General features: G+C 72.5%; 19 protein-coding genes. 3 read left to right on the plus strand and 16 right to left on the minus strand.

What is annotated here, in order from left to right; genetic code table 11:
* Positions 1 to 92 precede the first annotated feature (92 nt).
* Positions 93 to 1,229, minus strand: coding sequence for a phosphate ABC transporter substrate-binding protein PstS (gene pstS, locus JOD48_RS16800; RefSeq protein WP_204809860.1), 1,137 nt, complete (start codon positions 1,227 to 1,229; stop codon positions 93 to 95).
* Positions 1,230 to 1,555: 326 nt separating this feature from the next.
* Here pstS and JOD48_RS16805 point away from each other — a divergent pair, with 326 nt between their 5' ends.
* Positions 1,556 to 3,439: a BCCT family transporter gene (locus tag JOD48_RS16805; protein ID WP_307824218.1), complete on the plus strand. Its 1,884-nt coding sequence runs from the start codon at positions 1,556 to 1,558 to the stop codon at positions 3,437 to 3,439.
* A gap of 83 nt (positions 3,440 to 3,522) precedes the next feature.
* On the opposite strand, the gene JOD48_RS16810 is transcribed toward JOD48_RS16805, so the two are convergent.
* Positions 3,523 to 4,224: a response regulator transcription factor gene (locus JOD48_RS16810; RefSeq protein ID WP_191789560.1), complete on the minus strand. Its 702-nt coding sequence runs from the start codon at positions 4,222 to 4,224 to the stop codon at positions 3,523 to 3,525.
* On the minus strand, positions 4,221 to 5,660 hold the full coding sequence (locus tag JOD48_RS16815) for a sensor histidine kinase (RefSeq protein ID WP_204809861.1): 1,440 nt from the start codon (positions 5,658 to 5,660) through the stop codon (positions 4,221 to 4,223). The genes JOD48_RS16810 and JOD48_RS16815 overlap by 4 nt, the downstream gene beginning before the upstream one ends.
* A gap of 169 nt (positions 5,661 to 5,829) precedes the next feature.
* Here JOD48_RS16815 and phoU point away from each other — a divergent pair, with 169 nt between their 5' ends.
* Positions 5,830 to 6,498: a phosphate signaling complex protein PhoU gene (gene phoU / locus JOD48_RS16820; protein ID WP_191789746.1), complete on the plus strand. Its 669-nt coding sequence runs from the start codon at positions 5,830 to 5,832 to the stop codon at positions 6,496 to 6,498.
* Between the two features lie 100 nt (positions 6,499 to 6,598).
* Here the strand turns inward: phoU and JOD48_RS16825 are convergent, their stop codons facing one another.
* Positions 6,599 to 7,336, minus strand: coding sequence for a phosphoglyceromutase (locus tag JOD48_RS16825; protein ID WP_030144068.1), 738 nt, complete (start codon positions 7,334 to 7,336; stop codon positions 6,599 to 6,601).
* 135 nt (positions 7,337 to 7,471) lie between these two features.
* Here JOD48_RS16825 and JOD48_RS16830 point away from each other — a divergent pair, with 135 nt between their 5' ends.
* On the plus strand, positions 7,472 to 7,909 hold the full coding sequence (locus tag JOD48_RS16830) for a nitroreductase family deazaflavin-dependent oxidoreductase (RefSeq protein ID WP_191789562.1): 438 nt from the start codon (positions 7,472 to 7,474) through the stop codon (positions 7,907 to 7,909).
* A 46-nt stretch (positions 7,910 to 7,955) separates the two neighbouring features.
* Here the strand turns inward: JOD48_RS16830 and mshA are convergent, their stop codons facing one another.
* The 12 genes from mshA to JOD48_RS16890 form a co-directional block, all read right to left on the minus strand.
* A complete protein-coding gene (gene mshA, locus JOD48_RS16835) occupies positions 7,956 to 9,191 on the minus strand; it encodes a D-inositol-3-phosphate glycosyltransferase (protein WP_204810656.1) in 1,236 nt (411 codons plus the stop codon).
* Between the two features lie 29 nt (positions 9,192 to 9,220).
* Positions 9,221 to 10,375: a lactonase family protein gene (locus JOD48_RS16840; RefSeq protein ID WP_204809862.1), complete on the minus strand. Its 1,155-nt coding sequence runs from the start codon at positions 10,373 to 10,375 to the stop codon at positions 9,221 to 9,223.
* Positions 10,376 to 10,481: 106 nt separating this feature from the next.
* Complete coding sequence (locus JOD48_RS16845; protein ID WP_191789564.1) at positions 10,482 to 10,817, minus strand: histone-like nucleoid-structuring protein Lsr2; 336 nt, start codon at positions 10,815 to 10,817, stop codon at positions 10,482 to 10,484.
* 106 nt (positions 10,818 to 10,923) lie between these two features.
* On the minus strand, positions 10,924 to 11,103 hold the full coding sequence (locus JOD48_RS16850; RefSeq protein WP_191789565.1) for a hypothetical protein: 180 nt from the start codon (positions 11,101 to 11,103) through the stop codon (positions 10,924 to 10,926).
* A 126-nt stretch (positions 11,104 to 11,229) separates the two neighbouring features.
* A complete protein-coding gene (lysS, locus tag JOD48_RS16855) occupies positions 11,230 to 12,741 on the minus strand; it encodes a lysine--tRNA ligase (RefSeq protein ID WP_191789748.1) in 1,512 nt (503 codons plus the stop codon).
* Between the two features lie 145 nt (positions 12,742 to 12,886).
* Entirely contained in the window at positions 12,887 to 13,807 is a 921-nt protein-coding gene (gene nadC / locus JOD48_RS16860; RefSeq protein WP_372440770.1) for a carboxylating nicotinate-nucleotide diphosphorylase, read from the minus strand.
* A 56-nt stretch (positions 13,808 to 13,863) separates the two neighbouring features.
* Positions 13,864 to 15,627, minus strand: a complete 1,764-nt coding sequence (locus JOD48_RS16865) for an L-aspartate oxidase (RefSeq protein WP_204809863.1) — start codon at positions 15,625 to 15,627, stop codon at positions 13,864 to 13,866.
* A complete protein-coding gene (gene panD / locus JOD48_RS16870) occupies positions 15,624 to 16,052 on the minus strand; it encodes an aspartate 1-decarboxylase (protein ID WP_239526437.1) in 429 nt (142 codons plus the stop codon). The genes JOD48_RS16865 and panD overlap by 4 nt, the downstream gene beginning before the upstream one ends.
* Positions 16,053 to 16,105: 53 nt before the next feature.
* A complete protein-coding gene (gene panC / locus JOD48_RS16875) occupies positions 16,106 to 17,125 on the minus strand; it encodes a pantoate--beta-alanine ligase (protein ID WP_204809864.1) in 1,020 nt (339 codons plus the stop codon).
* Positions 17,125 to 18,084: a Rossmann-like and DUF2520 domain-containing protein gene (locus JOD48_RS16880; protein ID WP_191789568.1), complete on the minus strand. Its 960-nt coding sequence runs from the start codon at positions 18,082 to 18,084 to the stop codon at positions 17,125 to 17,127. Before JOD48_RS16880 ends, panC begins: the two co-directional genes overlap by 1 nt.
* Complete coding sequence (locus tag JOD48_RS16885) at positions 18,077 to 19,720, minus strand: PH domain-containing protein (RefSeq protein ID WP_204809865.1); 1,644 nt, start codon at positions 19,718 to 19,720, stop codon at positions 18,077 to 18,079. Before JOD48_RS16885 ends, JOD48_RS16880 begins: the two co-directional genes overlap by 8 nt.
* Positions 19,717 to 20,256 carry a PH domain-containing protein gene (locus JOD48_RS16890; RefSeq protein WP_191789570.1) on the minus strand — a complete coding sequence of 180 codons (540 nt, stop codon included), beginning with the start codon at positions 20,254 to 20,256 and terminating at the stop codon, positions 19,717 to 19,719. The genes JOD48_RS16885 and JOD48_RS16890 overlap by 4 nt, the downstream gene beginning before the upstream one ends.
* Positions 20,257 to 20,302: the final 46 nt, after the last annotated feature.

Consider the following 20,302-nt stretch of genomic DNA (forward strand, 5'->3'; position numbering starts at 1 on the left):
TTGCGGTGGTCACGCACCCGTGGCGGGCCGCGTCGGGCGCAGTGCCTCGACGTGACCCGCCCCTGGGTGAGTGACCGTGTTCAGCTGTTCGGTCAGCTCTTGACGCTGATCGAGTCGAGCGCTGCCTGGACCTCGGTGCGCAGCGCGTCCGAGATCGGGGCGGAGCCGGCGACGGACGACTCGGCGGCGCGAGCCTGGCCCTCCTCGCTGGCGACGTAGGTCAGGTACGCCTTGACGTTGGCGGCGTCCTCCGCCTTGTCGTAGGTGTCGCACGCGATCGAGTAGGAGATGAGGACCAGCGGGTAGGCGCCGGCCTCGGTCGTGGTGCGGTCGATCTCGACGACCAGGCGCTTGTCGGTCGCGTCCGCGGCGCGCGGCGAGGCGTCGACGACCTTGGCCGCGGCCTCGGGCGAGAACGGCACGTACTCCTCGCCGACCTTGATCGCGGCGGTGCCCAGGTCGCCTGCGCGCGAGGCGTCGGCGTACCCGATGGCACCCTCGGCGCCCGTGACCGTGTCGACGACGCCCTGGGTGCCCTGGCCGGACTGTCCGCCCGACAGCGGCCAGTCACCGCTGGCCTCGTGCGGCCAGGCGCCGTTCGAGGCGTCCGCGAGGTACTCGGTGAAGTTCTCCGTCGTGCCCGACTCGTCCGAGCGGTTGACGGGGATGATCGCGGTGCTGGGGAGCGTGACGCCCTCGTTCTCCGCAGCGATGGCCGGGTCGTTCCAGGCCGTGATCTCGCGGTTGAAGATCTTCGCGAGGGTCTCGGCCGAGAGGTTGAGGTGCTCGGCGTCGAGGCCGGGCAGGTTGTAGATCACGGCGATGGGGCTGATGTACAGCGGCACCTCGATGGCCTCGCCGCCGAAGCAGCGGTCGGTCGCGGTCGCGAGCTCGTCGTCCTTGAGGGCGGCGTCGGAGCCGGCGAACTGCGTCGCGCCGGAGAGGAACTGCTCGCGGCCACCGCCAGAGCCCACCGCGTCGTAGCTGAGGGTCACGCCGGGGGCGATGTCGCCGAAGCCGGCGATCCAGCCGGCCACGGCCTTCTCCTGCGACGAGGCGCCCGCGCCGGCAAGCGTTCCCGTGAGGTCCTCGGTCGAGCCGTTCTCTGCGCCGTCGGTGGCAGCGCCACCACCGGAGTCGGTGCTGTTCGAGCCGCACGCTGCCAACGTCAACGCGAGCACGCCGATGGCTGCTGCGGAACCTGCGCGGGTGAATCGGCTGAGCTTCACTCTCTTCTTCCATCCTGTCAACGCGGAGGCACCAGCGAGCGCCGGTGACAACAACGACGCTAAGCAGCCCGGGTGACGCGCTCCGGTGCTCCGGGTGAACGACGGATGAACAGTGCACAGACTCTTGCGGCCTGTGGACAGAGCCGGGCCGGCGCGCCCTACGAGGGCCCGGTGAGCGAGAACACGCTCACCACGGGCCCCACCGGTTGCCCAGCCCGGACGGGTCGGGAAGTCTGGTGAGAACAGGTCACCCTGCCGTCACCCACGGCCCGGTGATCCGAGGTCGATCGACGACCGCACCACGACGGACGTCAGGAGGACCCCCTGTGACAGACGACGGCACGAGCCGTCCGTACCCGGCCGAGGGCGAGCCGGAGGAACGGGCGGCGACCCCGGTCGCAGACCAGGCCGGGGCCGCCGACGGCACCGTTCCCCCGCCCGAGGACGCGACGGCGTCGGGCACGGCGGCCCTGCCTGCCCCGCCCGGACGCATGTACCCCCGTGTCTTCTACCCCGCCGCGGGGCTCATCCTGCTGTTCGTGCTCCTCGCGATGGTCTTCACCGACGGGACCACCGCTGTCCTGAGCACGCTCCAGGCCGACGTCATCGGAGCGTTCGGCTGGTACTACGTGCTGATCGTGGCCGGGTTCGTCATCTTCGCGCTGTGGATGGGGCTGAGCCGGTTCGGCGACATCGTGCTCGGCAAGGACGACGAGACCCCCCTGTTCCGGCTGCCCGTGTGGTTCGCGATGCTGTTCGCGACCGGCATGGGGATCGGGCTCGTGTACTGGGGAGCGGCCGAGCCGCTGACGCACTTCGCGTCGCCCAAGCCCGGCGTCACGGGCGACCCGGCGGCGCTCGCGCAGGCCGCGATGGGGCAGAGCTACCTCCACTGGGGCGTGCACGCCTGGGCGATCTACGTCGTCGCGGGCCTCGCTCTCGCCTACGCGATCCACCGCAAGGGGCGGCCCGTCTCGATCCGGTGGGCTCTCGAACCCCTGCTCGGCGACCGGGTCAAGGGCCGCCTGGGCGACGTGGTCGACGTGGTCGCGGTGCTCGGCACCGTGTTCGGCGTCGCGACCTCGCTGGGCTTCGGTGTGCTGCAGATCGGGGCCGGGCTCGGCTTCCTGGACGTCGCCGAGCCGGGCCTCGGACTCCAGATCGGGCTCATCATCGGGATCACGGCCGTCGCGACCCTCTCGGTCGCCTCGGGCCTGGGGCGCGGCATGAAGTGGCTCTCCAACGGGAACATGGTCCTCGCGGGCGTCCTCGCCCTCACCGTGCTCGTCGTCGGACCCACCCTGTTCCTCCTGCGCGACTACGTGCAGTCCATGGGGTACTACCTGCAGAACGTCATCCGCCTCACGTTCGACACCACGGCCTTCCAGGGCGACGCGGGACTCGAGTGGCAGTCGTCGTGGACCATCTTCTACTGGGGCTGGTGGATCTCCTGGGCGCCGTTCGTGGGCGTCTTCATCGCACGCATCTCCCGGGGCCGCACCATCCGCGAGTTCGTGATGGGTACGCTCCTGGTCCCCACGCTCGTGACGTTCCTGTGGTTCTCGGTCTTCGGCGGCTCCGCGCTGTACCGGCAGATCTTCGGCGACGGCGGGCTCATAGGCGCCGACGGGAGCGTCGACACCGACACCGTGCTCTTCCAGCTCCTGGGCGACCTGCCGGGAGGCCCGGTCCTCACGGTGCTCGCGATCGTGCTCATCGGGGTGTTCTTCGTGACGTCCGCCGACTCGGGCTCGTTCGTCGTGGGGATGCTGACCTCGGGTGGCGACCCGCACCCCGCGGTCTGGAACCGCATCCTGTGGGCCGTCCTGTCCGGCCTCCTCGCGATCGCCCTCCTGATCTCGGGTGGGCTCACCGCGCTGCAGACGGCTGCGATCCTCATCGCCCTGCCGTTCTCGGTCGTCATGATCGGGATGGCTCTGTCCACCGTGATCGCGCTGCGCGAGGAGCACAGCGCGATCCTGCGCGCCGAACGGGCACAGGCCCGGCTGGCCCTCACCCAGCACGTCACGCGCCGCGTCACCGAGTCCATCTCCGAGCAGTGGGACGAGCTGTACGGCAGCGACGGGCGCAAGCCGCCCAAGCCCGCAAAGCCTCAGAGGTCGCCTGCCGAGCGGCGAGCCGCGCTCATCGGACGGCCCCGGCGCCGCGCGGACGAGGACGCACCGCCCGGCGGGCAGCCGCCCGCCTGACGAGGGCGCGCGCCGCACGCGGTCACGGGCCGGCCGAGCACGCGGCGCGGGGGCGCCCCCTGGGGCGACCCCGCGCACCCGGCCTACGCGGCGCCGTCGGCCACCTTGTAGCCCAGGCCGCGGACCGTGAGCAGGTACCGCGGGGTCGCGGGGTCGGGCTCGATCTTGGAGCGGATGCGCTTGACGTGCACGTCGAGCGTCTTGGTGTCGCCCACGTAGTCGGCGCCCCAGACCCGGTCGATGAGCTGTCCACGCGTGAGCACGCGTCCGGCGTTGCGCAGCAGGAGCTCGAGCAGCTCGAACTCCTTGAGCGGGAACGACACGAGCTCGCCGTGCACCGTGACGACGTGCCGGTCGACGTCCATCCGCACGGGCCCGACCTCGAGCGCCCCGTCGACCTCGGGTTCGGCAGGGGACTCGGCGCCGCCCTGGCGCCGCAGCACCGCACGCACCCGCGCGAGGAGCTCGCGGAACGAGTAGGGCTTGGTCACGTAGTCGTCGGCCCCGAGCTCGAGGCCCACGACCTTGTCGATCTCCGAGTCCTTGGCCGTGAGCATGATGACGGGCACGTTGCCGCGCTGTCGCAGCTCCCGGCACACCTCCGTGCCGCTCAGGCCCGGGAGCATGAGGTCGAGGAGCACCAGGTCCGCTCCCCCGGCGTCGTACGCGGCCAGGGCCTCGGGCCCCGTCGCCGCCTCGACGACGTCGAAGCCCTCGCGGGCCAGCTGATAGGTCAGAGGGTCGCGGTACGACTCCTCGTCCTCGACGACCAGGATGCGCGTCACGCACCCACCTCCTTGGTTCTGGGGGACGTGCCCTGATGGGGAGCTGTCTGGGAGGCCTGCGCCCGGGTGGGCGTCCGGCCGGACTGCGGGGGATCGGTGGGGGCGTCGGCTGCGTCGGCTGCGGCGCCCGGGTCGAGCAGTGCGGCCTGGGCGGCCTGGTCGTCGCCCGAGTCGCCCGAGTCGCTTGAGTCGCCCGAGGTGGTCGTCGCGGCCACGTCGGAAGGTTCGGAGGGGTCGGAGGCGTCGGAGGACTCGGCCGCGCCGTCGCCTGAGGGGTCCGCGCTGCTCTCGAACCCCTCGGCGGTCAGGTTCGCCGCCGGGATGCGCAGCGTGAACGTCGAGCCCCGACCCGGCTCGGACCACATGGTCACCTCGCCGCCGTGGTCGGCCGCGATGTGCTTGACGATGCTGAGCCCGAGGCCCGTCCCGCCCGTGTCGCGCGAGCGCGCGGGGTCCACGCGGTAGAAGCGCTCGAACACACGCTGCTGCTGCCCCTCGGAGATGCCGATGCCCTGGTCCACGACCGCGATCTCGACGAGGTCGCCGACCACGCTCACGCCGACCCCGACACGGGTGTTGTCGCCCGAGTAGGCGACCGCGTTGTCGAGCAGGTTGCGCACCGCGGTCACGAGCAGCGCGTGGTCCCCGTAGACCACGGCGTCGAGGTCGCCGCCGACGGTCAGCACGATGCCCTTGCCCTGAGCGGTGGTGCGTGCCCGGTCGACCGCTTCCTCCACGACACCGCGCACCGGCACGGTCGTGACGGCCTGGAGGGCTCCGGCCACCTGCAGCCGCGAGAGCTCGATGATCTCCTGGACCAGGGCGGACAGGCGCGTGGCCTCCTGCTGCATGCGGCCCGTGAAGCGGCGGACCGCGACCGGGTCGTCCGCGGCGTCCTGCACCGTCTCGGCCAGCAGGGCGAGCGCGCCCACGGGTGTCTTGAGCTCATGGGACACGTTGACCACGAAGTCGCGGCGGATCGCGTCGACGCGACGCGCCTCGGTCCGGTCCTCGGCGAGGACCAGGATGTGGTGGGGGCCGACCTGGGCGACCCGGACCTGCAGCATGACCATGCCCCGCCCGACCGGTCCGCGCGGGAGCTCGAGCTCCTCGTCGCGGATCACGCCGTCGCGCTGGACCTCCTCGATCATGTCGAGGATCGGGGTGTGCACGATCGCGTCACCGCGGACCACGCCCAGCGCGTACGCCGGCGGGCTCGCCCGCACGACCTCGCCCTCGGCGTCGAGCACCACGGCCGCGGAGCGCAGCACCGCGAGGACACGGACCAGCCCCTCGTCGAGCTCGGGCGCCTCCTCGTCCGGCATGCGCCGCAGGGTCCGCTCGCTGAACCGGAACGCGAGCGTCGCGAAGACGCCGACGAGGAGCCCGATGACCCCTGCGACGAGCAACCCGACGCCCTCCTGGATTCCTTCCACCTCACCAGCGTACGGTCGACCCATGAGGCCGCCCGACCACGCGGGGCGGTTCGCACGACGCGTGTCCAAGAGTTCACGCGGCGTCGTCCAGCCGTTCACCTGGCCGTTCACCTTCCCGTTCACCGCGCCTGTCATGGTGGACTCTGCTGGTCACCAGGAAAGGGAAGCGATGCGGGAAATCTTCGAGGCCGAGCTCAAGCAGGTCGGCGACGACCTCGCCGAGATGAGTCGGCTGGTCGAATCGGCCATCAGTCGAGCCGGGACGGCGCTGCTCACCGCGGACCTCCAGCTCGCGCAGTCCGTCATCGCGTCGGACCACGCGATCGACGCCCTGGAGCGTGAGCTCGACGAGCGGTGCGTGCTGCTGCTCGCGCAGCAGCAGCCCGTCGCGACGGACCTGCGCGTCGTCGTGAGCGCCCTGCGCATGAGCGCGACCCTGGAACGCATGGGCGACCTCGCCCGGCACGTCGCCCAGGTCGCACGGGGCCGCTACCCGGCGCACGCGATCCACCCCCTGCTGGAGGGGACGTTCTCCCAGATGCACGACGCCGCGACCCGGGTCGCGCGCCGCACCACGACGCTGCTCACGACGCGGGACCTGACGGTCGCGGCCAACGTCGAGCGCGACGACGACCTGCTGGACCACCTCCACCAGGACACGTTCGCCGCGCTCCTGGGACCGGACTGGACCGGCACCGCCCAGGAGACGATCGACGTGACCCTCGTGGGTCGCTACTACGAGCGGTTCGGCGACCACGGGGTCTCGATCGCCAAGCGCGTGACGTTCCTCGTCACGGGTGACTTCGTGGACGGTCGCGGCCAGGCCATGCGCGCGTAGCCGTCCCGCGAGCCCTCCCGCTCCACCAACGCCCGACGGCGCCGCTCCCCTCGCGAGGGGAGCGGCGCCGTCGGGCGTTCGCGTCAGAGCGACGAGACGATCAGCGACCCTGGTTCGCGACCGCGGCGATCGCGTCCGCCGCAGCAGCCGGGTCGAGGTACTTGCCGCCCTTGACGACGGGGACCAGGTTCTCGTCCAGCTCGTAGACGAGCGGGATGCCCGTGGGCACGTTCAGGCCCGCGATGTCCTCGTCCGAGATGCCGTCGAGGTGCTTGATGATCGCGCGCAGCGAGTTGCCGTGCGCCGCGACGAGGACCGTCTTGCCGGCCTTGAGGTCGGGGACGACCTCACCCTCCCAGTAGGGAAGAGCGCGCTCGAGCACGTCCTTGAGGCACTCGGTCTGCACGACCGGGGCGTCCGCGTAGCGCGGGTCCGTGTCCTGCGAGAACTCCGAGCCCAGCTCGATCGCGGGCGGCGGCACGTCGTACGAACGACGCCACAGCATGAACTGCTCCTCGCCGAACTCGGCGAGCGTCTGCTTCTTGTCCTTGCCCTGGAGCGCACCGTAGTGGCGCTCGTTGAGACGCCACGAGCGCTTCACGGGGATCCAGTGACGGTCCGCGGAGTCCAGGGCGAGGTTCGCCGTGGTGATCGCGCGACGCAGCAGCGACGTGTGCACGACGTCCGGGAGCACGCCCGCGTCCGTCAGCAGGCTCCCGCCGCGCTTCGCCTCCTCGACGCCCTTCTCCGAGAGTGCGACGTCCACCCAGCCGGTGAACAGGTTCTTGGCATTCCATTCGCTCTCGCCGTGGCGGAGCAGCACGAGGGTGTAGGTCATGGTGACCATCCTGCCGCACGAGGGACCCGGCGACCGCGCTGTCCCGGGAAATGGTCACCGAACATCTACGGAACGGGAATCTCTCGTCGGCACGCGGCCCGGGAATGGTGACGCGCGCCACGCGTTGCACCAGGTATGCCGATCACCGGAGAGTACGCACCCAGCACGAGCGACTGGGCACGCAAGCAGGCCGAGCTGTACGAGTCGTCAGGAGGGACGAAGGGCACCACCCTGCGCGGCATGCCCGTCGTGATCCTGTGGACCCTCGGCGCGAAGAGCGGCAAGATCCGCAAGACACCCCTCATGCGCGTCGAGCACGACGGCGCGTACGCCGTGGTCGCCTCGCTCGGAGGGGCCCCGCAGCACCCCGTCTGGTACCACAACATCGTCGCGAACCCGCACGTCGAGCTCCAGGACGGGCCCGAGCGCCACGACTACACGGCCCGCGAGGTCACGGGCGAGGAGAAGGCCCTGTGGTGGGAGCGCGCCGTCGCGGCCTACCCCGACTACGCGAGCTACCAGGAACGCACCGACCGCGAGATCCCGGTGTTCGTGCTGGAGCGGCGGGACTGACCGCAGGCCGACCAGGCCGGGGCCGGGCCCAGCACCGTCGCCCTGCTCAGCGCGGCCTGCGCGCCCGCACCTCGGCCGCCTGCTCGTACACCGCGAGCATGGCCTCTGCCGTCGCGTCCCAGCCGTAGCGCTCGCTCACCCGCCGGGCACCCGAGGCCAGCGCCGCGCGGCGCGCGTCGTCGGCGAGGAGGTCGCTCAGCGTCCGCGACCAGGTCCACGGGTTGTGGTCGGGGACCAGGATCCCGGAGACGCCGTCCTCGACGACCGTCCGCAGGCCGCCCACGGCCGCCGCGACCACGGGCGTACCGGACGCCTGCGCCTCGGCCGCGACCAGCCCGAACGACTCGTTGTGCGACGGCACCGCGACGAGGTCCGCCGCGCGGTAGTAGCGCACGAGCTCGTCGCGCGGCACCGGAGGCCGCACGATCACCTGGTCGGAGACCCCCATCTGGTAGGCCAGCGCCTCGAGCTCGCGCACGGCCGTCATGCGCCCGCTCGGACCGCCGAGGACCACGAGCGTCGGCAGCGGCTCGTCGTGGTCCGCGAGGACGCCCAGCGCCCGGACCAGCACGTCAGGCGCCTTGAGCGGCTGGACCCGCCCCGCGAACAGCACGAGCCGACCGCTCGTGGGCAGCCCGAGCGCAGCCCGCAGCGACTCCTTGGTCTCACCCGGGGCGGGCGGCGAGAACAGCTCCAGGTCGACACCCGGCGGCACGACGTGCACCTTCGCGGGGTCCGCCCCGTACTCCTCGACGAGGTCCTTGAACTCCTCGGGCGTGCTCGCCACGAGCGCGTCGGCCTCCGCGACGACCTGCTCCTCGCCGATGATCCGCCCGAGCGGCTCCGGGGCGTCCCCCGGGGCGAGTGCCGCGTTCTTCACGCGGGCCATGGTGTGCATCGAGTTCACGAGCGGCACGTCCCACCGGTCGGCCGCGAGCCAGCCCGCCTGGCCGGACAACCAGTAGTGCGTGTGCACCACGTCGTACCAGCCCGCGTCCCGCCGTGCCTCGGCCCGCAGGACCCCGGCTGTGAAGGCGCAGAGCTGGCCGGGCAGGTCGTTCTTGTCGAGCCCTTCGAACGGACCGGCGACGACGTGGCGCACCAGGACGCCGTCCTCGGCCTCGACCACGGGAGGCTGGGCCGACGACGTCGCGCGCGTGAAGATCTCGACCTTCGCCCCGCGCCGCGCGAGCGCCCGCGACAGCTCGGTGATGTACACGTTCATGCCGCCCGCGTCGCCCGTGCCGGGCTGGTCGAGCGGGGAGGTGTGCACCGAGAGCATCGCGATGCGCGGCGAGTCCTTCACGGCGCTCAGGCCTCCACGACACAGGCCGGGACGGGGATCGCGAGCTCGTCGACGAGCGTGCCCGCACCGTCGGCTCGGTCGATCCGCAGGACCGTGAGGTTCGACGAGTTCTGGTTCGCCACCACGACCAGGTCGGCGTCGGGGGTGCCTTCGCCCGCAGGCGCCAGCACCGCGAAGTGACGCGGCCACGCACCGCCGAGCGGGGTGTCGGCGAGGTGCTCGAGGACGGGAGCGGCGTCGTCGGGCCCCGAGACCGCACGGGTGACCGCGAACGTCGACAGAACGCCCGCACCACGGATCGCGACGAACAGGCGCGTACCGTCCGCGCTCAGCGCGACGTGCGACGGGTAGTTGCGACCGCCCTCGGGAAGCGGGGCGGCCGTGGCCTCGACCGACGAGGCCACCTCGAAGGCACCGTCGCCCGCCGGGACCAGGACGTAGACGCGCGCGTCGAGCTCGGTCGCCACGAAGAGTGCGGCGGGTGCGCCGTGCTCGCCGTCGAGGACCGCGAGGTGCCGCGGCCCTGCCCCACCCGGGAAGGTGGCGGCGACCCGGGCCGGACCTGCGCCGTCGGGCCCCTCGGCGAGGGAGCGAAGCTCGGCGACAGAACGCGGGTACGCACGCAGCTCGTCCGTACCCAGGTCCACCACGACCGCCTCCCCCGCGACCTCCGCCACGAAGTGGGCGTGCGGCCCCTCCTGACGCTCGGTGTCCGGCCCGGTCCCCCGGTGCCCCAGGCGCAGCGGGGTTGTCAGCGCGCCCGACGCGTCGAGCGGGAGGACCGCGAACGTGCCGTCGCCGTAGTTCGCGACCTGCACGGCGTCGTCCGTCGCGACCAGGTGGCACGGGAACGTGCCCCCGCTCGGGACCGTGCCCGACGGCGCGAGGGCCCCGTCCGGTGCGATCTCGAAGCCGCTGACCGCACCCGGCTCGGTCTCCGACACCGCATACAGGCGCGTGCCGCCCGGGGCGAGCGCGACGAACGAGGGCGACGGCGTCACGGCCGCGAGCACCGGCTCCCCGAGCTCACCCGTCGACCCGTCGACCGACAGCCGCCAGATCCCCTCACCGCTCCCGGGCTCCGCGCCGTCGGGGTACGTGCCGAGCCAGAGGGTCCGCGAGTCCGCACCTGCGGCCCCGGGCGACGAGGTAGAAGTCATGACCAGAGCCTAGTAGCACCGGGCATACGTCAGGGGCGTCCAGACCAGCCCTCCGGGGTGCGGAGAACCGGTCAGGACGCCCCTGGCGAGAAGCAGCGAAAAGAAATCAGTGCGCCGCGTCGTAGGCCTGCTGGACGTCGGCAGAGATACGGCCGCGCTCGCTGACCGTGTAACCGTTCGAACGAGCCCATTCACGGATCTCCGTCGCCCGCGACGGACCCGCTGCGGAAGAACGCGTCTTGCGTGCTGCGGGGCGAGCGCCGCCGCGCGTGACCTTGCGTGCGTGACCGACCCATGACGCAAAGGCGTCACGCAATTCCTGGGCGTGAGCCGAGCTGAGGTCGATCTCGTAGGAGACGCCGTCGAGGGCGAACGTCACGGACTCGTCCGCCACTCCACCGTCGACGTCGTCGACGAGAATTACCTGGACCTTCTGTGCCACTGTGCTACCTCGCGTCTTCGAGAATTGATGCTGGTATCTCGAAGTGTGCCATTACGAGGGAATGACGTCAAAGTCAAAGCGCGTGTCGCGGCGACTCGTAAGGAACCTAAGAATTCTCCGACGCCCGCGCACGCACCTGCGCCTGCTCCGCCTGGGCGTCCAGCTCGGCCATGGCGAGGCGTTCGTTGCGGTCAGCGCGGATGATGGCGCGCATCGCGAAATAGAAGAGGATGCCGACCCCGATCGAGGGGATCAAGGCATAGACGGCCGGCCAGAAATCGCTCATGCGGGCAAGTCTACGACCGCCGGACGCGCGCGGGGTGCCGACCGGTCGGTGGCACCCCGCACGCGGCCCTGACGGTCCGCGTCGCTGCACCCCGGACGGCTGCCCGTCCCCGAGGCGCTGCGGGAATCACTGCGCGGGCTTGACCAGCGGGAAGAGGATGGTCTCGCGGATCCCGTGGCCCGTCAGCGCCATGAGCAGGCGGTCGAGGCCCATCCCCATGCCCCCGGAGGGAGGCATCGCATACTCCATGGCTGTGAGGAAGTCCTCGTCGAGACGCATGGCCTCGTCGTCGCCCGCGGCTGCCAGGATCGCCTGGGCCTCGAAACGCTGACGCTGGATCACGGGGTCGACGAGCTCGGAATAGGCAGTCGCGAGCTCGAATCCTCGGACGTAGAGGTCCCACTTCTCGACCTGCCCCTTGACCGTGCGGTGGTCACGCGTCAACGGCGAGGTCTCGACCGGGAAGTCGCGGACGAATGTCGGCGCATACAGGTGGTCACCCACCTGGTGCTCCCAGATCTCCTCGACGAGCTTGCCGTGCCCCGCACGCTTCGTGTCGTAGGAAATATCGAGGCGGTCCGCGATCTTGGACAGGTGTTCCACAGACGTTTCCGGGGTGATCTCCTCACCCAGCGCCGCCGACAAGGAGTCGTACATCTTGAGCTGCGCCCATTCGCCGCCGAGCTCGTACTGCTCTCCGTCCGGAAGCTCGATCGTCGTGGTTCCCAGCGCATCCTGGGCGGCACGCTGGACGAGGTTCTGGGTCAGCTCGGCCATGGTGTTGTAATCACCGTAGGCCTCGTACGCCTCGAGCATCGCGAATTCCGGCGAGTGCGTCGAGTCGGCGCCCTCGTTGCGGAAGTTCCGGTTGATCTCGAACACCCGCTCCACGCCACCGACCACCGCGCGCTTGAGGAACAGCTCGGGTGCGATCCGCAGGTACAGCTCCATGTCGAACGCATTCATGTGCGTCGTGAACGGACGCGCCGCCGCACCACCATGAATGGTCTGGAGCATCGGGGTCTCGACCTCGAGGTAGCCACGCTCGTGGAAGTTCTCGCGCAGCGACCGCACCACGGCCGCGCGCAGCCGCACCATGTCGCGCGCCGCAGGGCGGGCGATCAGGTCGACGTAGCGCTGACGGACGCGGCTCTCCTCCGAGAGCTCCTTGTGCAGCACGGGCAGCGGGCGCAGCGACTTCGCCGCGATCTTCCACTCGTCCGCGAAGATGCTCAGCTCACCACGACGCGAGCTGATGACCCGGCCGTGCGCGAACAGGTGGTCCCCCAGGTCCACGTCCGCCTTGAACGCCGCGAGCGACTCCTCGCCCACCACGGCCTGGCTCAGCATGACCTGGAGGCGGTTGCCCTCGCCGTCCTGCAACGTCACGAAGCAGAGCTTGCCCGTGTTGCGCAGGTACACGACACGGCCCGCCACGCCCACGACGTCGTCCGTCTCCTGGCCGCTCTCCAGGTGGTCGTAGGCCTCACGGACCTGGGCGATCGTGTGCGTGCGAGGCACCGAGACCGGGTACGCCTCCTCACCCTGCGCCAGCAGCCGCTCGCGCTTCTCGCGCCGGACCCGGAGCTGCTCGGGAAGGTCGTCGGTCTCGTCGACCTCGACCGGGGCGGGGTTCACGACGGGAGCGGCATCGGCGGCGGGCACGGCGGCAGCAGCAGGATCGGGGGAAGTCACGCGACGATTCTACCGGGGCCGAGCAGGGCAGGTTCCGGCCCCGTCCTGGGCCGGGCCGGACCGGGCTGCGGGCCCCCGGCCCGGCGCCTCAGCCGATCAGGTCGAGCGCGAGGTCGAGGATCGGCGCCGAGTGCGTGAGCGCCCCCACCGACAGGTAGTCCACCCCGGTCCCTGCGACCTCCCGCGCACGGTCGAGGGTCAGGTTGCCCGTCGCCTCGAGCTCGATCTTCGCCGGGCCGCCCGGGGCACCCTCCCGCTCGCGCACGAGCCGGACCGTCTCGGCCAGCACCGGGGTCGGCATGTTGTCGAGCAGGAGGAAGTCCGCGCCCGCGTCGAGGGCTTCCAGGGCCTGGTCGGTCGTGTCGGCCTCGACCTGGATCAGGACGTCGGGGAACATCGCGCGCACGGCGTCGATCGCGCCGCTCACCGACCCGGCGGCGACGACGTGGTTGTCCTTGACCATGGCCACGTCGTACAGCCCCATGCGCTTGTTCGTGCCGCCGCCCGCACGGACCGCGTACTTCTCCAGGGCGCGCAGGCCCGGGGTGGTCTTGCGGGTGTCGAGGACCTGCGCGCCCGTGCCGTCGAGCTCGCGTGCCCAGGCCCTCGTCGCGGTCGCGACGCCGCTCGCACGGCTCGCGAGGTTGAGAAGGGTGCGCTCGGCCGTCAGGAGCACCTGGACGGGGCCCGTGAGGGCCGCGAGGACGCGCCCGCGGGTCACGGCGTCACCGTCCTGCGCGGTGAACGTCACGGTCACGGGCGGCAGCCCGAAGCGCTCGGCCACCTGCCGGGTCACCTCCTCGACGACGACGAGACCCGCCACGACGCCGTCGGCGCGTGCCACGAGGTGGGCCGTCCCCGTGCCCGACGGCGCCACGGTGGCCTGGGTGGTCACGTCCCGACCGGGCGTGGGGCCGAGGTCCTCGTCGAGGGCGCGCGTGACGATGTCGGCGACCCACCGAGGGTCGAGACCGGGCTCGATGAGAGAGGGAGAGTTCACGGCGCTCACGCTACCGCCGCCGAGGGTGACCGTGCTGGCGGCCGACGGTGACGGGGGCGAGCGCCTCAGACGACCCGCAGCTCGCCGTCAGCCCCCAGCGTGATCTCGATCCGCCGCGCCCACGCGGGCTCGACCTCGGGGAAGTCCGTGCGGAAGTGGCCACCGCGGCTCTCCTCGCGCAGGAGCGCGGCCTCGGTGAGCACCGTGGCGACCTGGTGCACGTTGGTCGTCTCCCACTCCGCGGTCTGCGGGGCCGCGACCACGTCCGTGGACCGGTGCGCGTCGGTGCGTACCGCCGCGAGCTTGTCGGCAGCGACCCGCAGGCCTTCGCCGCTGCGGATCACGCCCGGTCCGGCCGACGAGACCGACTGCACCCGGGACCGTGCGGCAGCCGGCACGAGGGCCGCCTCGCCGTCGCGCTCGACGGGTGTCCCGAGCGGGAGCTCGCCCGCAGCAACCCGAGCCGTGATCTCCTGAGCGGCCCGGTACGCGAAGACCAGCCCCTCCAGGAGCGAGTTCGACGCGAGCCGGTTCGCCCCGTGCACGCCCGTGCACGCGACCTCCCCCACGGCGTACAGGCCGTCGAGCGTCGAGCGGCCGTGCAGGTCGGTCACGACGCCACCCGAGTGGTAGTGCTGGGCGGGCGCGACGGGGACCGGCTCCTCGGTGAGGTCGATCCCCTGGTCGAGCAGCCGTTGGGTGATGGTCGGGAAGCGCTTGCGCAGGAACTCGGCGCCGAGGTGGCGGGCGTCGAGCAGCACGTGGTCCGAGCCGGTCGCGGCCATCTGCCGCACGATCGCGTGCGCGACGACGTCGCGCGGTGCGAGCTCGGCCATGGGGTGGACCGCGGGCATGAAGCGGTGACCGTCGGTGTCGAGGAGGATCGCGCCCTCACCGCGCAGCGCCTCGGAGATGAGCGGGAGCTGCCCCTTGGCGCCCAGGCCGAGCCACAGCACGGTGGGGTGGAACTGGACGAACTCGACGTCCCCGAGCGTCGCCCCGGCACGCAGCGCGGCGGCCATGCCGTCGCCCGTGGCCTGGGGCGGGTTGGTCGAGGACCGGAAGACCTGCCCGATCCCGCCCGTCGCGAGGACGACCGCCCGACCGAGGACGGCTCCGACGCCGTCTCGCGACCCTTGGCCGCGCACGTGCAGCGTCACGCCGCAGGCCCGCGGACCGCCGGGCTCGGCGGGGGACGTGGTGAGCACGTCGAGCACGAGCGCGTTCTCGATGACCTCGATACCAGGGTCGGCGAGGACGGCCTCGAGCTGGGCGACGAGCGCCCGGGAGATCTCGGCGCCCGTGGCGTCGCCGCCCGCGTGCGCGATGCGGTCGGCGTGGTGCCCGCCCTCGCGCGTCAGGGCGATGTCGCCGCCGGGGGCCAGGTCGAAGTTCGCGCCGCGCGAGACGAGCTCTCGCACCCGCTCGGGTCCCTCGGTCACGAGGACCTCGACCGCGGCCGGGTCGCACAGCCCGCCGCCTGCGGCGAGCGTGTCCTCGAGGTGCGCGGCCGGGGAGTCGGAGGGGTCGAGCGCCGCGGCGATGCCGCCCTGCGCCCAGACCGTGGACCCGGACGACAGCTCGCCCTTGGTCACGAGCAGGACGCGCGGCACCTGGGTGCGCAGCTCGAGCGCGGCTGTCAGGCCGGCGATGCCGGAGCCGACGACGATCGCGTCGACCGTGGTCGTCCAGCCGGGGGCCGGGGCGGCGAGGCGTCGGGCCAGGCGGCGGCGCGCGCGCGAGCCGCCGCCTGCCTCGACGGGAGCGGTGCCGGGGGCCGCGGCGGGCGCCCCGTCGGTGGAGACGCGCGTCCCCGCGGCCTGGGTCATTCGGCCGTGGCGGACTGGAACGGTGCGATGGGCAGGCCGCTCGGCTCGAGGTCGTAGCCTTCGGGGACGAGTCCGGGCTCCTCGCTGACCTCGACGATGCGGTTGTCCCCGTCGACGAACACGACGTTCGGCAGGAAGTGGCGCGCCTCGTGGTCGGCGATCATGCCGTAGGCGATGAGGATCACGGTGTCGCCGGGGTGCACGAGGTGCGCGGCGGCACCGTTGATGCAGACCTTGCCCGAGCCGCGCTCGCCGGGGATCGCGTAGGTCGTCAGGCGTGAGCCGTTGGTGACGTCGACGATGTCGACCTGCTGGCCGGAGATGATGTCGGCGGCCTCGAGGAGGTCCACGTCCACGGTCACGGACCCGACGTAGTGGAGGTCCGCCTGCGTCACGGTGGCGCGGTGGATCTTCCCGATCATCATGGGTCGTTGCAAGGAAGCGGGGCGGCGCGTGCCGGCCTGCGGTCCCGTCTGGGTCACTGCGTGCCTCCTGGGCGGGCCGTGCTCGCGGCGGGGTCTGCCACGTCCACGGCCAGGTTGTCGATCAGTCGGGTGGTGCCCACGCGTGCCGCCACGAGCAGCAGCGCCGGTCCCACGTACTCCGGTTCCAGGTCGTCCACGGTAGTCGGGTCGACCAGTGCGAGGTAATCGACCACAACGCCGGGGTGCTCGTTGAGCATTCCCGAGGCCACCTCGATGGCCGCTGCGGCCCCCCGTCCGGCCGCGGCGGCGGCCGCCCCGGCGCGCAGCGCGCGGCTCAGGGTCAGCGCGTCGGACCGCTCGGTCTCGGAGAGGTAGGCGTTGCGCGAGGACAGCGCGAGCCCGTCGTCGTCGCGCACGATCGGGACGCCGACGACCTCGACGTCGACGTCCAGGTCGGCGACCATGCGACGGATCGCGAGGAGCTGCTGCGCGTCCTTCTCGCCGTAGAACGCGACGTCGGGCCTGGTGAGGTGCAAGAGCTTGAGCACGACGGTCAGGACGCCGTCGAAGTGGCCGGGCCGGAACGCACCTTCGAGCACGGTGCCGATGCGTCCGGACGTGACGCGTACGATCGGGTCGCCGCCGGGGTACATCTCCTCGACCGACGGGGCGAACACGAGGTCCACGGCCGACCGCCCCGGCACGGGCTCGGGGAGCCCTGCGAGGAGCGCCAGGTCGGCGTCGAGGTCGCGCGGGTACCGGTCGAGGTCCTCGCCCGGCCCGAACTGCAGGGGGTTCACGAACACGGTCACGACGACCTGCCCCGTGGGGCCGACGCGCTCGCGCGCCGCACGCACGAGCTGCAGGTGGCCGTCGTGGAGCGCGCCCATGGTCATGACGACGGCGCGGGTCGCCGCGCTGCCCGCCGCGGCGGAGCGCTCGCTGCCCGACGGCGCCGCACCGGCAGGCGCGTCGACGGCCGCGCCGGCGGGGGCGGCCAGGGCCTCGCGCAGCGCGTCGCGCGTGCGCACGACGCGCGGGAGCGCACCGGCGGGGGGCGTGGGCACGGACATCACTGACCTTCCTCGAGGACGTCGAGCAGCTCCTGGGCCTGGCGGGCGTCGATGCGCCCGGCGGCCAGGGCACGGCTGGTGGCTCCGCGGCTGAGCTCGCGGTACGACGCGGGGACGTCGGTCGCGGCGACGCGCGGGGCGGTCTCGTGCGCCGAGGTCACGGCCAGGGCCTGCAGCACCTCGAGGTGCTCCGCGACGGTCCCGACGTCCCCGCGCGACACGGGGCCCGTCAGGGCCGAGATCGCTCCGGGACCGCCGCCGTCCCCGGCGTCGGCGGACCGGGTCGCCCCGTCCAGCGCCGCCGAGAGCAGCGGGGCCAGCACGCGCCCCGGCTGCTCGACGCCCGCTGCCTCGAGGGCCTGCGCCGCCTGGGCGACGAGCACCACGAGGTGGTTCGCGCCGTGCGCGAGGGCCGCGTGGTAGAGCCCGCGGGCCTCTTCCTCGACGATGACAGGTTCGCCCCCGAGCTCGACGACGAGCGCCTGCCCGATGGGCTGGACGGGCCCCGGCGCGGTGACCGCGAAGGTCGTGCCCACGAGGCGTGACAGGTCGAGCGACGTGCCGGAGAACGTCATGGCGGGGTGGATCGCGAGCGGGATCGCCCCCTGGGCGCGCGCCGGGTCGAGCACGCCCGCGCCGTAGCGGCCCGAGGTGTGCACGACGATCTGCCCGCCCTGCCACGCCCCGATCTCGGCGAGACCCGAGACCAGGCCCGGGAGGGCGTCGTCGGGCACGGCGAGCAGGACCAGCTCCGAACGCCGCACGACCTCCTCGACCTCGAGCACGGGGATGCCGGGCAGGAGCGTCTCGATCCGCTCGCGCGACGCCTCGGAGATACCGCTCGCGCCGACGACCGCGTGGCCCGTGGCGCGCAGCGCGCTGCCGAGGACGGCGCCGACGCGGCCCGCGCCGACCACGCCCACGCCCAGGCGCCCCGGGCGCCGGCGTCCGTCACTCACGTGCGTCCTCGATCCTCTGGTCGGCAGCCGTCCCGGCGGACGAGGTCTCCACGTACGGCGCGGTCTGCGCGTCGTCGTCCTCGATCGTCTCGACGACGGCCGCCACCTCGTCCCGCCGCATCCACAGCTCGGGCCCGGCGTGCGCGCGGGCCTCGCGGGCCCTGCGCGCCTGCTCGTCCATGAGCGCGCCCGCGACGTGCTGGTCGAGGTGCGGCACGGTCGGCGTGACGGGGCCGGGGACCGAGTGCGCGGCGAACGTCGCGACGCCCAGGCGCCGCTGCCACGGGCCCTGCTGGACGCCGAGCGACTGCGTGCGCTCGTGCGGCACGATCTCGACACGGCGCACGAGGCGTCCGCGCCGCAGGACCAGCGCACGACCCGTGACCGTGAAGCCGTTGCGGCGCCACGCGATCGGGTCGAGGATGCGGGCGCGTCGCGGTGCCGTCGTGAAGTGGTTCCCCGCGTCGATCCCGGACAGCGCCTCGTCGAGCAGCGCGCGAGGGTCGTCCGTGCCGAGGTCCGGCAGCACGAGCCACACCGCGCCCAGGGCCTCGTCGCGCGTCCCCACGGGCAGCAGGACGCTGTTGTTGGTCGTGCCGTCCGCGCTCAGGCCGTAGCCCGCGACGTTGACCTCGACGCGCCACCAGTCCGCGCTGCGCCACAGGAGCCCCTGCGTGAGCCGGATGGCCTGGACGCGGCCCGGTGGGATGGTCTGCGAACGCGTCTCGAGCAGGCCGTGGCGCAGCCGGATGCCGTCGGGCGAGATCGCGCTGCGGAAGTTGAACTCGCGCGTGAACCGGCCGAACAGGTAGCCGCCGACGCCCAGGACCAGCGGCAGGGCCGTGAACAGCGTGCCGATCTCGCGGGTGCCGACCGCGACGCCGACGAGGCCGAGCACCGCGAGGACCAGGACGATCGTCGCGGCCGTGCGGATCAACGACCAGACGAGGCGGCCCGGGGGGACCTCCATGACGGGCTGCTCGGGTGCCTCGGGCGCGTCCAGGGCGACCTGCCCGACGACGGCGCCCCCGTCTCCCGGCACCTCGCCGGCGGGGGCCTCGCCCGGGCCCGCCGGTGCACCGACAGGTCCGGCACCCGCGACTGCCGCGCGAGCAGGGGCACTGCCCACGCGCAGCCCCGCCGCGCGTGCCAGGAGCTCGGCACGCAGGTGGTTGGCGTCGTCGAGCTTGAGGAAGCCCAGCTTGATGCCCGAGTCCGAGCCGCCCGCGACCTCGAGCTTGAGCTCGGCCAGCCCGAACAGGCGGGCGACGAGCGGCTGGACGATGTCCACGGCCTGGAGCCGGTCGAGCCGCGCCTTGCGCTGCTGACGGAACAGGACCCCCGTGTGGAGGCGGACCGACTCGTCGTCGATCGCGTACGTCGTCATGCGCCAGGCGAGCGCGGAGTAGCCGAGGCCGATGAGACCGACGACGACGATCCCGCCCAGGATCTGCCACCAGCCGTTCCCGGCCAGCATGTTCTGCCCCGCGGGCAGGCCGTCGAGGGTCTGGTTGCCGACGATCACGAGGAGGACCGCGATGACGGACCAGCCCCGGACCACCGGGGTCACGGGGTGGACGCGGTGCCAGATGAGGTCTGTCGGTGGGGCGTCGGGCTGCGTGGTGCTCTCGCTCATAGCCCGGCCAACCGTGCCTCTCCGCGCGACGCGAGACGGTCGCGCAGGCGCTCGGCCTCGGCGGGCTCCAGGCCGTCGATCGACGCGTCCGTCGCGGGCGACGCCGTGTGGAGCTGGACCTGGGCGATGCGGAACTTGCGGGCGAGCGGGCCCGCCTGCACGTCCACGTACTGCATGCGGCCGTACGGCACGACGACGAGCGAACGGAACATCACGCCCTTGCGGATCAGCAGGTCGTCGTCACGCTCGGCGTAGCCGATGGCCCGGACCTGGCGCGGCACCACCACGACGCACCAGATCCCGATCACGAGCACGACGGCAGGGACGATCCACAACCAGACCAGGCTGAACACGAGCGCGAACACCGCCCCGAGCACGAACGGCACGAGCAGGAAGATGCCCACCGTGAGCAGCCGCGCGGTGATCAGCCGGGCCGAGACGCCCTGCCACTGCACGCCCGGAGGGTCGAAGGGGCCGCTGGGGTCCGTGGGGACCTGGTCCGGTGCGGAGGCCAGGTCGAAGGCGTGGTCCGTCATGTCCCCATCTTCCCATCAGGGCACGGGCTTGCGCGTCCGCCGGAAG

The organism is Oerskovia paurometabola, assembly GCF_016907365.1.
Classification (GTDB): domain Bacteria; phylum Actinomycetota; class Actinomycetes; order Actinomycetales; family Cellulomonadaceae; genus Oerskovia; species Oerskovia paurometabola.

Bases quoted from the DNA above. Each gene is read 5' to 3' on its own strand.
- JOD48_RS16830 (WP_191789562.1), top strand. From the start codon at position 7,472: ATGCCGATCACCGGAGAGTACGCACCCAGCACGAGCGACTGGGCACGC.
- panC (WP_204809864.1), bottom strand. From the start codon at position 17,125: ATGTCCGTGCCCACGCCCCCCGCCGGTGCGCTCCCGCGCGTCGTGCGC.
- panD (WP_239526437.1), bottom strand. From the start codon at position 16,052: ATGATGATCGGGAAGATCCACCGCGCCACCGTGACGCAGGCGGACCTC.
- JOD48_RS16825 (WP_030144068.1), bottom strand. From the start codon at position 7,336: ATGACCTACACCCTCGTGCTGCTCCGCCACGGCGAGAGCGAATGGAAT.
- JOD48_RS16865 (WP_204809863.1), bottom strand. From the start codon at position 15,627: ATGACCCAGGCCGCGGGGACGCGCGTCTCCACCGACGGGGCGCCCGCC.
- JOD48_RS16840 (WP_204809862.1), bottom strand. From the start codon at position 10,375: ATGACTTCTACCTCGTCGCCCGGGGCCGCAGGTGCGGACTCGCGGACC.
- JOD48_RS16850 (WP_191789565.1), bottom strand. From the start codon at position 11,103: ATGAGCGATTTCTGGCCGGCCGTCTATGCCTTGATCCCCTCGATCGGG.
- mshA (WP_204810656.1), bottom strand. From the start codon at position 9,191: ATGCTCTCGGTGCACACCTCCCCGCTCGACCAGCCCGGCACGGGCGAC.
- JOD48_RS16885 (WP_204809865.1), bottom strand. From the start codon at position 19,720: ATGAGCGAGAGCACCACGCAGCCCGACGCCCCACCGACAGACCTCATC.
- JOD48_RS16890 (WP_191789570.1), bottom strand. From the start codon at position 20,256: ATGACGGACCACGCCTTCGACCTGGCCTCCGCACCGGACCAGGTCCCC.
- phoU (WP_191789746.1), top strand. From the start codon at position 5,830: ATGCGGGAAATCTTCGAGGCCGAGCTCAAGCAGGTCGGCGACGACCTC.